The following is a 14,797-nucleotide window of genomic DNA, read 5'->3' on the forward strand; positions in this document are numbered from 1 at the left end:
CGACCTTCACGTTCGCGTCGACCACGCGCTTCACTGCCACGAGCGCTTTCAACTGCGTGTCTCCTGTTTCGTTTCGACCGCCGCGGCGCGTCAGCGCGCGGTGTATCCGCCGTCGATCACCAGCTCCGCACCCGTCACGTAGCGCCCCGCCGGCGACACGAGATACAGGATGCCGGCCGCGATGTCGCGCGGGCTGCCGATCTTCGCCATCGGCACGTGCGTCTGCATGTATTCGAACGCGCGGTCCGGATCCTGGCCCATCTGGCGGAACGCGTCCTCGAGCATCGGCGTGCGGATATAGCCCGGATGCACCGAGTTCGCGCGGATGTTCTTCGCCGCATACAGCATCGCGTCGACCTTCGCCATCATCCGCACCGCCGCCTTGGACGCGTGATACGCGGGCACGTCGGGACCGCCGACGATCCCGTACATCGACGACAGGTTCACGATCGAGCCGCCGCCGGCCGCCTCGAGGTGCGGAATCGCGGCGCGCGTGCACAGGAACACGCCGTTGACGTTCACGTCCTGCACGCGCTGCCATTGCGCGAGCGTGAGTTCGTGCGTCGGCACGTTGTGCCCTTCGATGCCCGCGTTGTTCACGAGCACGTCGAGGCGCCCGAAGCGCGCGACGATCTCGTCGAACACGCGCGCCACGTCGGCCTCGCGCGTCACGTCGAGCGACCAGAACGCGGCCTGGCCGCCTTGCGCGCGGATCTCCTCGACGAGCGCTTCCGCCGGTTGCGACAGCACGTCGAGGATCGCCACGCTCGCGCCGGCCGCGGCCAGCGTGCGTGCCGTTTCCGCGCCGATGCCACGTGCGCCGCCGGTGATCGCGGCCACCTTGCCGCACAGGTCGAACAGGTCTTCGATGAGTTTCATTGTGTCTCCGTGTAGTCAGGCGAACCGGCCTCGAACGGGCCGGTCATCAGGGGCATCGGGCGTTATCGTGAGGCGATCGCGGCAGGCACCGCCAGGAAATCAAGACATTCGCGATTGAAATACGCCGCGTGTTCCACCATGACCCAGTGGCCGCAGCGGTTCAGCAGCGCGAAGCGCGCGTCGCGGCAGCGTTCGAGGAACGTCAGCGCGCCGCCAACCGGATTGAAGCGATCGTCCGTGCCCCAGAAGCCGAGCACCGGGCAGCGCAGGTCGCCGAGCGCCCCCGTCAGGTTCGGCACGCTCATCGTCGACAGCACTTCGGTCGGCTGCTCGACGCACACCTTCATCCGCTCGGCGACGAGCGCGTCGGTGACGATCGCCGGATCGTGCACCAGCAGTGTCAGCAGCTCGCGCATGGTGTCGTCATTCATCTGGCGATTGGTGAACAGCTTCACCATTCGCTGGATCCCTTCCATCCGGAAATAGGTGTCGCGATCCTCGACGCCGCCGGGCGCCATCATGATCAGCCCGTCGACTTCGTCGGGATAATCGAGCGCGTATTTCAGCGCGATCGCGCCGCCCAGCGAATTGCCGAGCAGCACGGCCGGCCCGATGCCGAGCGCGGACAGCTGCGCGTGCAGCGCATCGACGAAGAAATCGAGCGTGTAGGCGACGTCGGACGGCTTCGACGACTGCCCGTAACCCGGCAGGTCGACGACGATCGCACGATGGCCGGCAGCCGCGAATGCCGGGTAGTTGTGCTTGAAGTTGCTGAAACCGCTGGCGCCCGGGCCGCTGCCGTGGATGAACACCACCGGGCGGCCATCGCCCGCCTCGAAGTGATGCAGGCGCAGGCCGCCCGGTACGTCGGTGAAGATGCCGGCCGGCGGCGTCGTGGGGGTCGTCATCGCGGGTTGTCTCCTTCGTCGGTCGATGGATGCCTGCCACGATGATTGCGCCGCCGGCGCCGGCCGGCATCATCCTTTCAGACTACGAAACCGTGCGCGCTTGTTCCTATCATCGGGCCACCGAAACGGAGGCAGACGATGAACGGATTCGACTACAGCGGCAGGACGGTGCTCGTGACGGGCGGCACCAAGGGAATCGGGCGGCGCATCGCCGAGCGGTTTCTCGCGGCGGGTGCGCGCGTGTTCGTGTGCGGGCGCAGCGTGCCCGACACACCGCCTTCGGCCGGCGGCCGCACGGCCACCTTCATCGCGGCCGACCTGCGCGACATCGAGCAGGTCGACGCGATGCTCGCGGCGATCCGCGACGCCACCGGCTGCCTCGACGTGTTGATCAACAACGCGGGCGGCTCGCCGTTCGTGCTCGCGGCCGACGCGTCGCCGCGCTTCACCGAATCGATCGTGCGGCTCAACCTGATCGCGCCGCTGCAGCTCGCACAGCGCGTGAACGCGATCATGCAGCCGCAAGCGCACGGCGGCGTAATGCTGTTCATCGCGAGCGTCAGCGCATCGCGCCCCTCGCCCGGCACCGCCGCCTATGGCGCCGCGAAGGCGGGCCTCGTCAACGCGGTCACGTCGCTCGCGGTCGAATGGGCGCCGCGCGTGCGCGTGTGCGCGATCAGCCCGAGCCTCGTCCAGACGGAATCCGCGACCGAAGGCCACTACGGCGACGATGCCGCGCTCGACGCGATCCGCGCGACGATTCCCGCCGGACGGCTCGCGACGCCCGACGACGTCGCGTCGGCGTGCCTGTTCCTCGCGTCGCCCGATGCGTCGTACACGTCCGGCGCGAACCTGCGGCTCGACGGCGGCGGCGAACGGCCGGCGTTCCTCGCGGCGGCAAAAACGGAACCACGCTGACGCGCGCAACACGACCGGCGCGCCCCGATCGTTTCCAGTCCTAGGGAAGTCATCTAGTTCATTTCGACGATTCCCTGCTACCGCGATCTCCCTACTCTGCCTCTCACGACAACCACAGTCGACCGTCGTCGATACCCCAGAGGAGACACCATGCATCAACGGATTTCGCGCCGTACCGACAAGCGGGCCACCGCCACGCTGTCGACGCTGGCCGCCGCGCTGCTGACGTGCGCCGTTCCCAACGCGCACGCGGGCAGCACGATCGAGCTTGGCGCCGACACGACGCTGGACTACACGTTCACGCTGAGTTACGGCCTCGGCATGCGCACGCGTGCGCCGAGTGGCAATCTGCTGACGCCCGCGAACATCAATGCCGACGACGGCGATCGCAACTTCGCGAAGAACAAGCTGATCGAGAATCAGGTCAGCGTGCTCGGTGAAGTGAACCTGAAGCACGACGACTGGGGTGTGTTCGTCCGCGCGAGCACGTTCTACGATCAGGCCTATCACCGCCCGAACTACAACGACGCGCCGGGCACCGTGAACCAGTCGGGCCGGTACAACAACTTCACGAGCGATGCCCGCTACTGGTCGGGCGGCCACACGACGCTGCTCGCCGCCTACGCGTACAACACCTTCAAGATCGGCGCGACGAGCCTGAACGTGAAGGTTGGCGACCAGGTGGTCGCGTGGGGCGAAAGCCTGTTCTTCCCGAACATCGCGGGCGCGCAAGGCCCGGCCGACGCCACCAAGTCCTATGTCGCGGGCGCTCAGGTGAAGGACATCCTGCTGCCCGTGCCGCAGATCTCGACGCAGTGGCAGATCACACCGAACTTCAGCCTGCTCGGCTACTACCAGTTCTCGTTCCAGCAGAACCGCCTGACCGCGCCCGGCACGTACTGGAGCTATTCGGACGTGGTCGGCCCCGGTGCGCAGTTCATCATCGGCCCGGGCGGGATGATCATTCCGCGCGGCGCCGACGAAAAGCCGAGCGCGCACAACCAGTGGGGTATCGGCGCACGCCTGCGCGTGTTCGGCGACACCGAGCTCGGCGTGTATCACCTGCATTACAACGACATGAACCCGAGCGTCGTCACGTCGTTCTATCCCGTGCTCCAGTACCGGCAGACCTATTTCAACAACATCAAGCTGACCGGCGCGAGCTTCTCGACGCAGGTCGGTCCGGTCAACGTCGCGGGCGAAGCGTCATACCGCCAGGGCGCGGCCGTGCTCGTCAACACGCCGACCGGCGCGCAAGCGACGCGCGCGAACGTCACGCAGCTCAACCTGTCCGGCATCTACTCGATCGGGCCGAGCTTCCTCGCGAATTCGCAGTCGCTGGTCGGCGAAATCACGTACGTGCACGCGGGCGGCATCTCGGCCGTCGACGGCTCGACCACCCTCACGAACTCGCGCAACGCGCTCGCCCTCGAGTTGGCCTGGACGCTCAGCTACAAGAACGTGTTCAACGGCTGGGATCTCGACGTGCCGCTCACGTACACGCATGACCTGGCGGGTACGTCGCCGCTGGCCGGCGCGCTCGGCTCGCTGACGGGCCAGGGCGACCACCGGGTGACCGCCGGCGTCACGTTCACGCGCCTGAGCAACCTGTCGCTGTCGCTCGTCTACGCGAAGTTCCTCGGTTCGCCGAACCCCGTCACGCGTCCGCTCGCCGATCGCGACTACGTGCTGGCCACGGCGACCTACCACTTCTGAGCGGCCCGCCCGCTCGTCACTCAGCAAGAAGAGGATTTGTCATGAAACGAACTCGTCTCCCTATCCTGCGCGCGTCGGTGATGGCCGCGTGCGCGCTCGTCGCGACGGCATCGTTCCCGAGGGTCACGCCGGACGACCTGAAGGCACTCGACGGCCCGCTCACGCCGATGGGTGCGGTGCGCGCCGCGAGCAAGGACAGCGGCGTGCCGGAGTGGTCGGGCAAGTGGCTCGGCACGCCGCCCGACGTGCAGTACAAGCGCGGCGGCCGCTACCCCGATCCGTTCGCGAGCGAGAAGCCGGTCGCGACGATCACCGCGGAGAACATGGCGCAGTACGCGGAGCACCTGACCGACGGCCAGAAGGCGATGTTCAAGCGCTACCCGGCCACGTTCAAGATCAACGTCTACCCGAGCCATCGCGACTTCCGCTACGCGGATTCCGTCTACAAGGACATCCGCACGTACGCGCCCGACTCGACGATGACGTCCGACGCGAACGGGCTGACCAACGCGCCGCCGCAAGTGCCCTACCCGATTCCGAAGACGGCCGCCGAGCTGCTGTGGAACCAGCGCTTCTCGTCGGCGATCGGCACCGAGCAGGCGACCTACGATCAGGCGGTCGTGTACTCCGACGGCAACATTGCGTGGGGCAAGGTGCGCTACGACATCTACTCGCCGCGCAACGTCGGCAAGTATGACGTGAAAAGTGACCTGAACAACCGCACGTTCTACCGCAACGCGACGGAGCTGCCGCTGTCGGACCGCGGCTCGCTGATTGTCGGCTTCACGAACTGGGACAAGGCCGGCGCCGACAACTCGTCGCGCACGTGGATGTACAACCCCGGCACGCGGCGCGTGCGCCAGGCGCCCGAATACGGCTATGACCAGCCGCAAGGCCCAGGCGGCTTCCGCACCGTCGACGACGACCGCCTGTACAACGGCCCCGGCGACCGCTACGACTGGAAGATCGCCGGCAAGCGCGAAATCTACGTGCCGTACGACAACTACAAGGCGATGGACAGCTCGGTCAAGTATGCGGACCTGCTGACCAAGGGCCACGAGAACCCGTCGTACATCCGCTACGAGCTGCATCGCGTATGGGTGCTGCAGGCGACGCTGAAGAGCGGCTATCGCCACCAGTACGCGAAGCGCGTGCTGTACATCGACGAGGATTCGTGGATGACGCTGCTCGCCGACAACTACGACGCACGCGGCCAGCTGTGGCGCACCAACGTCGCGACGACGCTGTACGCGTACGACGCGAAGACGTTCTACCCCGGCGTCGTGTTCTTCCACGACCTGATCTCCGGCGCGTACATGGCCGACCGCCTGACCAACGAAGGGCCGATGCCGAAACTCGACAGCAGCCCGCAGTTCAGCGAGGCGTACTTCTCGCCCGACGCGATCCGCAGTTCGGGTAACTAAGCATCCGGCGCGGCACGCCCGCGCCCCACGCGCCGGAGCCTCGCTCCGGCGCCCGACGCCGCCCGGGACGGCGGCCTTTTCCATTCGAGGGCCCTTTGATGTCTTCCCGCTTGCATACGACGCTCGGCGACGAGCTGTACGCCGCGTGGCACGCACGCGCACCGGTCGCGCCGCTGTCGCGCCGCCCGCGCCGGCTGTCCCTCGACGATGCGTACCGCATCCAGCAACGCTTCATCGAACGCCGCGTCGAGCGCGGCGAATCGGTGGTCGGCAAGAAGATCGGCGTGACGAGCCAGGCCGTGCAGGACATGCTGAACGTGCGCCAGCCCGATTTCGGCATCCTGCTGTCGGGCATGCACTACGCGGGGGGCGAGGCGATCGCCACCGAATCGCTGATCGCGCCGCGCGCCGAAGGCGAAATCGCGTTCATCCTCGCGCGCGACCTGCGCGGCCCCGGCATCGACCGCACCGACGTGATCGCCGCGACGGCCGCCGTCGCGCCCTGCTTCGAGATCGTCGATTCGCGCATCCGCGACTGGGCGATCCGTATCGAGGACACCGTCGCCGACAACGCGTCGTGCGGCGTGTACGTGCTCGGCGATGCGCGCGTCGACCCGCGCACGCTCGACCTCGCCGCGTGCGAGATGACGATCGAGAAGAACGGCGAGCGCGTCGCGCAAGGCCGTGGCGACGCGGCGCTCGGCCATCCTGCCGACGCCGTCGCGTGGCTCGCGAACACCCTCGCCGAATACGACGTGCCGCTGCTTGCCGGCGAGATCGTGCTGTCCGGCTCGCTCGCGAAACTGATTCCGGTCACGGCCGGCGACGCGCTGTCGATGCACATCTCCGGCATCGGCAGTTGCGACGTCCGCTTTATCTAAAGGAACGAACCTGATGAAGAAAATCAAATGCGCACTGATCGGGCCCGGCAACATCGGCACCGACCTGCTGTACAAGCTGCGCCGCTCGACGGTGCTCGAACCCGTGTGGATGGTCGGCGTCGACCCGGCATCCGACGGCCTCGCGCGTGCCCGCGAATTCGGCCTGAAGACCACCGACCAGGGCGTCGACGGGCTGCTGCCGCACGTCGCCGCCGACGACATCCGCATCGCATTCGACGCGACCTCCGCGTACGTGCACCGCGACAACTCCGACAAGCTCACCGCGCTCGGCGTGAAGATGATCGACCTGACGCCCGCCGCGATCGGGCCGTATTGCGTGCCGCCGGTGAACCTCGACGCGCACCTCGACAGCGCGCAGATGAACGTGAACATGGTGACCTGCGGTGGCCAGGCGACGATCCCGATGGTGTACGCGGTGTCGCGCGTGCAGCCGGTCGTGTACGGCGAGATCGTCGCAACGGTATCGTCGCGCTCGGTCGGCCCCGGCACGCGCAAGAACATCGACGAATTCACGCGCACGACGTCCGGCGCGATCGAACAGGTCGGCGGCGCACGCAAGGGCAAGGCGATCATCGTGATCAATCCGGCCGAACCGCCGCTGATCATGCGCGACACGATCCACTGCCTGACCGACGGCCCGCCCGACGTCGACGCAATCACGGCGTCGGTGCACGCGATGGTCAAGGAAGTGCAGCGCTACGTGCCCGGCTACACGCTGAAGAACGGCCCGGTGTTCGACGGCAACCGCGTGTCGGTGTTCATGGAAGTCGAGGGGCTCGGCGACTACCTGCCGAAGTACGCGGGCAACCTCGACATCATGACCGCCGCCGCGGCCGCCACGGCCGAGCGTTTCGCCGAACAGATGCTGGCCGCGACGGCCGCCACCGCTTGAGTCGAGGAGTCACACGATGTCACTTGCAGGCAAGAAGATCACCGTCCACGACATGTCGTTGCGCGACGGGATGCACCCGAAACGTCATCAGATCACGCTCGACCAGATGCGCGACATCGCGCGCGGGCTCGATGCGGCCGGCGTGCCGCTGATCGAGGTCACGCACGGCGACGGGCTCGGCGGCGCATCGGTCAACTACGGTTTTCCCGCGCATACCGACGAGGCGTACCTGAGCGCCGTGATCCCGGAGCTGAAGCAGGCGAAGGTGTCGGCGCTGCTGCTGCCGGGCATCGGGACCGTCGAGCACTTGCGCATGGCGCACGAACTCGGCGTCGGCACGATCCGCGTGGCCACGCACTGCACCGAAGCGGACGTGTCGGAACAGCACATCGGCCTGGCGCGCACGCTAGGACTCGATACGGTCGGATTCCTGATGATGGCGCACATGTCGTCACCCGAGCAGCTCGTCGTGCAGGCGAAGCTGATGGAGTCGTACGGCGCGAACTGCATCTACATCACCGATTCGGCCGGCCACATGCTGCCCGACGACGTGACCGCTCGGATCGGCCAGGTGCGCGCCGCGTTGAAGCCGGAGACGGAACTCGGCTTCCACGGCCACCACAACCTCGCGATGGGCGTCGCGAACTCGGTCGCGGCGGTCGCCGCCGGCGCGAACCGGATCGACGCGGCCGCGGCCGGCCTCGGCGCGGGCGCGGGCAATACGCCGATGGAAGTGTTCGTCGCCGTGTGCGACCGGATGGGGATCGAAACGGGCGTCGACGTGTTCGCGATTTCCGACGTGGCCGAGGATCTCGTCGTGCCTATCATGGACGCGCCGATCCGCCTCGACCGCGATGCGCTGACGCTCGGCTATGCGGGCGTCTACTCGTCGTTCCTGCTGTTCGCGAAGCGTGCGGAAGCGAAATACGGGATTCCCGCGCGTGACATCCTCGTCGAACTGGGTCGCCAGCGGCTCGTCGGCGGACAGGAGGACATGATCGAGGATGCGGCGCTGACGATGGTTCGCGCGCGGGAGGTGGCGGCGCAACCGGCGTGATCGACGATATCGGGCCGCCATCGCCCGATACGCCGGCGAATCTGCGGAACGGGGCGCGATGCGCCCCGTTACCGCGCAGGTTCGGCCGACGATATCGCGAATGTTCCTTGCGGCATGTGCCAGCCAGCTCCTCGGCGTGCACACACTGCGGCAGCATGGCCAACGTGGCGAGCGCGCCGGCACGGAGGATGCGCGCATGCATCCTCAGCCGACGCTGTGCAGTATCGATTGAACATTCTTCACGGAGCGACCCATTTTGCCGAATTCGGGACATCGCGCCCCGGCCGCCGTCGCAATCGCCGGAAGGCGCAGCATCACGCTTCTGACCCTCTGCCTCGCCGTGCTCGTCGCGCAGGTCGACACGGCCGTCGTCAATCTCGCGACACGTGCGATCGGCGACTATTTCCACGCAGGCGTGGGCGCATTGCAATGGGTCGTCGACAGCTACAACCTCACCTACGCGGTGCTCCTGCTGACCGGCGGGCTGTGCGCCGACCTCTACGGCCGGCGCCGCATCTTCATGGCCGGCACGGCCGTGTTTACCGTCGCGTCGCTGCTGTGCGCGCTCGCGCCGTCGGTGTCGGTGCTGATCGGCGCACGCGCGCTGGCCGGTGTCGGCGCGGCACTGCTGCTGCCCGCGTCGCTCGCGATCGTGCGCGTCATGTGGTGCGACCCGGGCGAGCGCGGCCGCGCGCTCGGCATCTGGGCCGCGTGCAACGGCGTCGCGATGGCGATCGGCCCGACCCTCGGCGGCGTGCTGATCCGGCACTTCGGCTGGCGCAGCATTTTCTTCGTGGTCGTGCCGCTGAGCATCGCGGCGATGCTGCTCGCGATTCCCGCCGTGCCCGAGTCGTCCGATCCGCACGGCCGGCATGTCGACGGCGGTGCGCAAATCGCGGGCGCGCTCGCGCTCGGCACGCTCGCGTATGCGGCGATCGTGTTCCGCGAGGCGCCGGTCGCCAGTGCGATCGCTGGCTGTGTCGCGATCGCGTCGTTCGTCGCCTTCGTCTCGATCGAACGGCGCCACGGCGAGGCCGCGCTGGTGCCGCTCGACATCTTCCGGCTCGGCGCGTTTCGCGGCGCGATCGCCGCGACCACCGGCATGACGTTCGGGATGTACGGCGTGCTGTTCCTGCTGCCGCTCGCATGGCAGAGCATCGGCCGCCTCGACTCGACCGGTGCGGGCCTCGCGCTGCTGCCGATGGCGCTCGTGTTCGTCGCCGTGTCGCCGTGCTCGGGGCCGTTGTCAGAACGCGTCGGCACGCGCGTGACGACGGCGGGCGGCGTCGCCGTGATCGCGAGCGGGCTCGCGGCGATCGGCGCGTCCGCCGCATCGCCGGGCCTGCTCGGCGCCGAGATCGGCCTCGCGTTGACGGGGCTCGGGATGGGGATCGCGACGGGGCCGCTGATGACCGTCGCCGTCGGCGCGGTGGATGCCGCGCGTTCGGGTACCGCGAGCGCGCTCGTCAACGTCGCGCGGATGACCGGCGCGACGCTCGGGATCGCGGTGCTCGGCACGTTGTTCGCAGCCGTGCACGGCGGCACGGCGGGCTTGCGCGCGGCAATGTTCGCCGGCGCGGCGGTGCAGCTGGCGGGAGCGGCCGGGGCGGCGGTCAGCCTGCGGCGCGCGCGGCAGCCGGCGTGATGCAGCGTGGCTCATCGCTCACGCGCGGCGCGTAACGCATTCGCCGTTCGCCGTTCGCCGTTCGCCGTTCGCCGTTCGCCGTTCGCCGTTCGCCGTTCGCCGTTCGCCGTTCGCCGTTCGCCGTTCGCCGTTCGCCGTTCGCCGTTCGCCGTTCGCCGTTCGCCGTTCGCCCGTAGCGTGTCGGCACGAGCCGTCAGGCGTCAACCACGCACCGCGTCAACGGTGCTTTCCGCCATGCCTGCGTCGCCGATGCGCCGCGCGCGCCTGCAGCAGCGTCGGCATCAGCTCCTCGATGTACTGCCGCGCCTGTCCGCGCGTGACGATCTCGCTGAACCGCCGATGCGCGTGGTCGTGCCCGACCAGCGCCGCATGCGCCTTCTTCAGGATGTGCAGATACGCGATCAGGCTGGTGCCGTCACGCACGGGCAGCGCGTCGCGCGGGTCCGTCGCCGAAGTCGTGTTCATGAGCCGATCCTCGCCGGGCAGTCGGTGCGGCAGGTAGCTGTCACAAGCGACAGCAGGTCGTTCGCGGCGCGATCGCGATCGGTCAGCGGCGCGAGACCGAACAGGCGTCCGAGCGTCGCGACCACCGAGCTGTGATCGTACGTCGTGTGATCGACGTGCCCTGCCGCAACCCACGGCGACACGACGATCGCGGGCACACGCACGCCATACACGTCGAAGCCGAAACCGCTCGCGTTCAGCGTCGCGGCCGCGCCATCGTTCGGCGGGGGCGCCGCGCCCGGGCGGACCGAATCGTAGAAGCCGCCGTGCTCGTCGTAGACGATCACGAGCAGGCTGCGCTCCCACACCGGCGAATTGCGGATCGCGTCGTACACGCGCGCAGCGAGCTGGTCGCCGCCGGCAAGGCCGTCCATCGGATGTTGCGAGCTGCCGTTCTGGTAGGTGCCGTGCACGATGTCGCCGTAACCGGGCTCGATGAACGTGTAGCGCGCGGTATAGCCGGCCGCGAGATCGGCTTCGAAGTGGGCCAGATCGTCGACGTCGAAGAAGCTCACGCCCTTCAGCGAGGCCACCTGCGGCACATGGCCGAGCGGATCGCCCGACTGGTCCTGGTAGATGCGCCAGTTGTCGTCGCCGAGTGCGGCGAAGATCGAGCCTTTCGGATAGGGAAAGCCGTCGAACGTATCCCATCCGGCCATTTCTTCGCGGGTCGGCGAATGGTCGAGGCCGGCGGACGACGCGCCGTGCAGGAAGAAGCGGTTCGGCCAGGTCGGCCCCGGCATCGACGCGTGCCAGCGGTCGCACAGCACGAATGCGTTCGCGAGCGCATGCAGCGACGGCGCCTGCGTGCGCACATCCACACCCTGCATGATCGCGCCAACGCTGCCCGGTTGCGGCGGCGTGCCTTCGGAATGCGACGTCGCGTAATTCGACACGAATCCCGAATTGTCGACGCTCGGATAAGGCCGCCCTTTGACGAACGGCACGCCCGCGCCGCACAACTGTTCGAGCACGTCGGTGAATTCGTGGCACGGATCGGTCGGCATCCGGTCCGGCGCGCCGCCGCCGAACGGATGGACGGTGCCGCCGTATGCGTTGCTGTCGCCCGGCGTCGCGGCAGTGATGCCGGCGATGCCCGAGAGCGCGAACAGATGGTCGAACGAGCGGTTCTCGAGCATCAGCACGAACACGTGCCGGATGCGGTCCTGAACCGACTGAACTGCGGGAACGGAAGGAGCTGCGGGGGTTGCGTCTGCACTCATGGCGCCTCCTGGCGTCGCGCGACGAATATCCGGCTGGCACGATCGCGGCGGCACGAAAAGAAACCGAAAGGAAAGGCGCTGCAACGTGCTCGGGCCGCGAATTGCCGACGAGTGTACGGCTACGCCGGCCCGCGCGTAAAGCCGGGGACGGCACGCGACAAGACGCGGGCATCAGCCGACGACCGGCGTGGCCGCGGAAAGCGATGCGCGGTGAATCGACGAGTGCGGGGAAAACGAGCCGAATCGGGTGATTCGACCGGAGAGGATGCGGCCTCGGCCGCCGCGGCACTGCCCCGCCGCCGGCGACCGCCGAACGGCGCGAACCGCGCCGTCCATCCGGTGTGCCCGGCCGCATGAACGGGCCGGACGGGTTTCGATCGGTGCGGCGTTGCGCTGCCCGATCGCTACTGCTTTGCTTTAGCGACGCGGCTGCCCGCTGCGCGGCGGACGCGGCGAATTCGCGTCCTTGTGACGGAAGTTGATGCGCCCCTTCGTCAGGTCGTACACCGACAGTTCCAGCGTCACACGGTCACCCGCGAGAATGCGGATGTGGTTCTTGCGCATGCGGCCCGACGCATACGCGCCGACCACGACGCCGTTTTCCAGCGTGACACGGTATTTGCTGTCCGGCAGCACTTCGTCGACGATTCCGTCCAGTTCCAGCAGTTCTTCTTTTGCCAAACCAATTCCTCCAGACAAGGTGATGACCGCGGCCGCGGCGAACTCACCGGCGCCGTGCCCCGCAACGGGACGGCGGCCGGCGGGATGCCGGGGATCAATTCATTCAGACGGACGACGCGCCCGTCTTGCAATCGGAGCCCGGCGCAATGCGGCGGTCGGGCGGTCGGTGGCGGCGGTGCGATCGGCACCGCGCAAAGTCGGGACCGCGCCGCGTGCGGCATGGCGACGGTCTACTCGGGTTGAAGCATGGGCCGCTGGCGATGCGGCGAGCGCGTCGCGAGGGCGTTGGATCGCACGTCGTACGGACCTGCGATGGATGAGGGAAGCACACGACCGATGCATCGTGAATTCCGCGATGCATCGGTCGTGTGCGTCGAAACGCGCAGGACGCCGGCTCGGGCCGGCCTCCGCGCGAAATCCGACCGGCAGCGGCCGTCATTCGACGGCCGGTACCGACGCGGCTTACTGCGGCGTGATGTTCGACGCTTGCAGACCCTTCGGGCCACGCTTCACTTCGAAGCTGACCTTCTGGCCTTCGGCCAGGGTCTTGAAGCCCGTGCCGCGAATTTCCGAGAAATGGGCGAACAGATCGTCGCCGCCGTTGTCCGGGGAAATGAAACCAAAGCCCTTGGTTTCGTTGAACCACTTGACGGTACCGGTATCCACAAATACTTCCTTAATACGAATAATTGAACATGCGCCCGTGACGGGCACAGAAAGAATCAAAAGAGGGAGAGACCAACGACTGCCGCACGCCGTGCGGCCAATGATGAGCAATCGAACTTCTTGAAGACTTCGGTCTCGGACACTACGCGGTGCAGGCCGATCCGTCAAGCTCTTTCGATGCGACGCAGGCGCGCGGCAGCGCGCGCGCTTTGCCTGACGGGCGTCGGCGGCGATCGGAACACGAAACGATGCGCACCTATTTTCGCCGCGCTTCGCCGTTACTGCCCGTCACCGCGGCTCGAACACGTGATGCAACGCCGGCGGCGCCGCACCGTCGCGGACCTTCATCTCGAACGTCTTGCGCGCGACGCTCGACGGCCGCACGTCGGCCGCGTCCAGGTAGAACTGCGAATACCAGTCGCGCATCTGGTACAGCGGCCCGTCGCCTTCGCACAGCAGCGGGTTGTCGATGCGCGTCTTGCTGTGCCAGATGTCGACGTCCTCGTAGAACGCGCGCTGCGCTTCCTTCACGTATGCGTTCGCGATCTCCATGTTCTGCGCGTCGCTCAGGCCGGCCACCTTCTTCACGATCACGCCGTAGCGCAGCTCGAAGCTGTTCATGTCGATCGGCACGTGGCAGTTCAGCAGCACCGAATGGATCGGCTGCCCGCCGCTCTGCCCCGTCATCTGCGTGATGTGCACGGCCGGCCCGAAATACGTCGACAACGCGGTCAGGCTGTCGCCGCCGAGCTTCTCGCTGCGGCCGACCATCAGCTGCGTCGCCTTGTGATCCTCGAACAGGTTCGCGAAATAGTCGATCGGCGCGTGGTGCACGGTCGCGAAGTGCGCGACGTCCGAGATGTTGTCGACCAACTCGCGGCAGTTCGCCTGGATCACCATCTTGTCGACGACCCAGTCCGACCATTCGTCGGAGAAGCACACGTCGAGGCGCGGAATCGCGACTTCCGGCGGCGGCGCATTGCCTTCCGGATCGTTCCACACGAACAGCAGGTTGTTTTCCTCGCAGGTCGGCCACGCGCCGATGCGCGCCTTCGGCGGAATCCGCTTGCAGTACGGGATCGACGCGCACTGCCCGTCGCCGTTCCACGCCCAGCCGTGGAACGGGCAGACGAGATTGTCGCCTTCGACCGTGCCGAGGCTCAGGTCGGCGCCCATGTGCGGGCAATACGCGTCGACGACGTTGATCTTGCCGGTCGAGTCGGCGAACGCGGCGAGCTTGCGGCCGAAGACGTTCAGCGTGTGCGGCTTGCCGTCCTTGTAGTCGCGGGCGAGCCCGAGGCAGTGCCAGCCGCGCGCATAGCGCTGCGCGAGCGGCTGGGCTTCGATCTTGTAAGGGCGTGCGGACATGTGGGTTGACTCCT

The 14,797-nt window shown here is 67.6% G+C and carries 14 protein-coding genes; 7 read left to right on the plus strand and 7 right to left on the minus strand.

All coding sequences use genetic code 11. The features are described 5' to 3' along the window. Positions 1-90 precede the first annotated feature (90 nt). Both ACV22W_RS11715 and ACV22W_RS11720 read right to left on the minus strand, forming a co-directional pair. Positions 91-879: an SDR family NAD(P)-dependent oxidoreductase gene (locus ACV22W_RS11715; RefSeq protein WP_448019314.1), complete on the minus strand. Its 789-nt coding sequence runs from the start codon at positions 877-879 to the stop codon at positions 91-93. Between the two features lie 62 nt (positions 880-941). Then, positions 942-1,787: an alpha/beta fold hydrolase gene (locus ACV22W_RS11720; RefSeq protein ID WP_448019315.1), complete on the minus strand. Its 846-nt coding sequence runs from the start codon at positions 1,785-1,787 to the stop codon at positions 942-944. Between the two features lie 138 nt (positions 1,788-1,925). Between ACV22W_RS11720 and ACV22W_RS11725 the strand changes: the two genes are divergently transcribed. The 7 genes from ACV22W_RS11725 (at position 1,926) to ACV22W_RS11755 (ending at position 10,341) form a co-directional block, all read left to right on the plus strand. After that, positions 1,926-2,705, plus strand: coding sequence for an SDR family oxidoreductase (locus tag ACV22W_RS11725; protein WP_448019316.1), 780 nt, complete (start codon positions 1,926-1,928; stop codon positions 2,703-2,705). Between the two features lie 150 nt (positions 2,706-2,855). After that, the gene (locus ACV22W_RS11730) at positions 2,856-4,421 is read left to right on the plus strand and encodes a DUF1302 domain-containing protein (protein ID WP_448019317.1); all 1,566 of its coding nucleotides are present in this window, start codon (positions 2,856-2,858) and stop codon (positions 4,419-4,421) included. A gap of 41 nt (positions 4,422-4,462) precedes the next feature. Beyond that, positions 4,463-5,845: a DUF1329 domain-containing protein gene (locus ACV22W_RS11735; RefSeq protein ID WP_448019319.1), complete on the plus strand. Its 1,383-nt coding sequence runs from the start codon at positions 4,463-4,465 to the stop codon at positions 5,843-5,845. Positions 5,846-5,943: 98 nt separating this feature from the next. Continuing rightward, entirely contained in the window at positions 5,944-6,726 is a 783-nt protein-coding gene (dmpE, locus tag ACV22W_RS11740) for a 2-oxopent-4-enoate hydratase (RefSeq protein WP_448019321.1), read from the plus strand. Positions 6,727-6,739: 13 nt separating this feature from the next. Continuing rightward, entirely contained in the window at positions 6,740-7,639 is a 900-nt protein-coding gene (locus tag ACV22W_RS11745; RefSeq protein WP_448019322.1) for an acetaldehyde dehydrogenase (acetylating), read from the plus strand. Between the two features lie 16 nt (positions 7,640-7,655). Next, the gene (dmpG, locus tag ACV22W_RS11750; protein ID WP_448019323.1) at positions 7,656-8,696 is read left to right on the plus strand and encodes a 4-hydroxy-2-oxovalerate aldolase; all 1,041 of its coding nucleotides are present in this window, start codon (positions 7,656-7,658) and stop codon (positions 8,694-8,696) included. A 256-nt stretch (positions 8,697-8,952) separates the two neighbouring features. Next, positions 8,953-10,341 (plus strand): MFS transporter, encoded by a 1,389-nt coding sequence (locus ACV22W_RS11755; RefSeq protein ID WP_448019325.1) that lies wholly within the window; start codon positions 8,953-8,955, stop codon positions 10,339-10,341. Between the two features lie 216 nt (positions 10,342-10,557). Here the strand turns inward: ACV22W_RS11755 and ACV22W_RS11760 are convergent, their stop codons facing one another. The 5 genes from ACV22W_RS11760 to ACV22W_RS11780 form a co-directional block, all read right to left on the minus strand. Next, positions 10,558-10,806, minus strand: coding sequence for a hypothetical protein (locus ACV22W_RS11760; protein WP_059691331.1), 249 nt, complete (start codon positions 10,804-10,806; stop codon positions 10,558-10,560). Beyond that, entirely contained in the window at positions 10,803-12,068 is a 1,266-nt protein-coding gene (locus ACV22W_RS11765) for an alkaline phosphatase family protein (protein ID WP_448019327.1), read from the minus strand. The genes ACV22W_RS11760 and ACV22W_RS11765 overlap by 4 nt, the downstream gene beginning before the upstream one ends. Before the next feature lie 417 nt (positions 12,069-12,485). Further along, the gene (gene infA / locus ACV22W_RS11770) at positions 12,486-12,749 is read right to left on the minus strand and encodes a translation initiation factor IF-1 (RefSeq protein ID WP_006483034.1); all 264 of its coding nucleotides are present in this window, start codon (positions 12,747-12,749) and stop codon (positions 12,486-12,488) included. A 462-nt stretch (positions 12,750-13,211) separates the two neighbouring features. Then, positions 13,212-13,415 carry a cold-shock protein gene (locus ACV22W_RS11775; protein ID WP_006483056.1) on the minus strand — a complete coding sequence of 68 codons (204 nt, stop codon included), beginning with the start codon at positions 13,413-13,415 and terminating at the stop codon, positions 13,212-13,214. Between the two features lie 288 nt (positions 13,416-13,703). Continuing rightward, entirely contained in the window at positions 13,704-14,783 is a 1,080-nt protein-coding gene (locus tag ACV22W_RS11780) for a Rieske 2Fe-2S domain-containing protein (protein WP_448019329.1), read from the minus strand. Positions 14,784-14,797 lie beyond the last annotated feature (14 nt).

It is taken from the genome of Burkholderia sp. AW49-1 (assembly GCF_053427845.1).

Bases quoted from the DNA above. Each gene is read 5' to 3' on its own strand.
- ACV22W_RS11730 (WP_448019317.1), top strand. From the start codon at position 2,856: ATGCATCAACGGATTTCGCGCCGTACCGACAAGCGGGCCACCGCCACG.
- ACV22W_RS11760 (WP_059691331.1), bottom strand. From the start codon at position 10,806: ATGAACACGACTTCGGCGACGGACCCGCGCGACGCGCTGCCCGTGCGT.
- ACV22W_RS11735 (WP_448019319.1), top strand. From the start codon at position 4,463: ATGAAACGAACTCGTCTCCCTATCCTGCGCGCGTCGGTGATGGCCGCG.
- dmpG (WP_448019323.1), top strand. From the start codon at position 7,656: ATGTCACTTGCAGGCAAGAAGATCACCGTCCACGACATGTCGTTGCGC.
- ACV22W_RS11780 (WP_448019329.1), bottom strand. From the start codon at position 14,783: ATGTCCGCACGCCCTTACAAGATCGAAGCCCAGCCGCTCGCGCAGCGC.
- ACV22W_RS11765 (WP_448019327.1), bottom strand. From the start codon at position 12,068: ATGAGTGCAGACGCAACCCCCGCAGCTCCTTCCGTTCCCGCAGTTCAG.
- ACV22W_RS11715 (WP_448019314.1), bottom strand. From the start codon at position 879: ATGAAACTCATCGAAGACCTGTTCGACCTGTGCGGCAAGGTGGCCGCG.
- dmpE (WP_448019321.1), top strand. From the start codon at position 5,944: ATGTCTTCCCGCTTGCATACGACGCTCGGCGACGAGCTGTACGCCGCG.
- ACV22W_RS11725 (WP_448019316.1), top strand. From the start codon at position 1,926: ATGAACGGATTCGACTACAGCGGCAGGACGGTGCTCGTGACGGGCGGC.
- ACV22W_RS11745 (WP_448019322.1), top strand. From the start codon at position 6,740: ATGAAGAAAATCAAATGCGCACTGATCGGGCCCGGCAACATCGGCACC.
- ACV22W_RS11720 (WP_448019315.1), bottom strand. From the start codon at position 1,787: ATGACGACCCCCACGACGCCGCCGGCCGGCATCTTCACCGACGTACCG.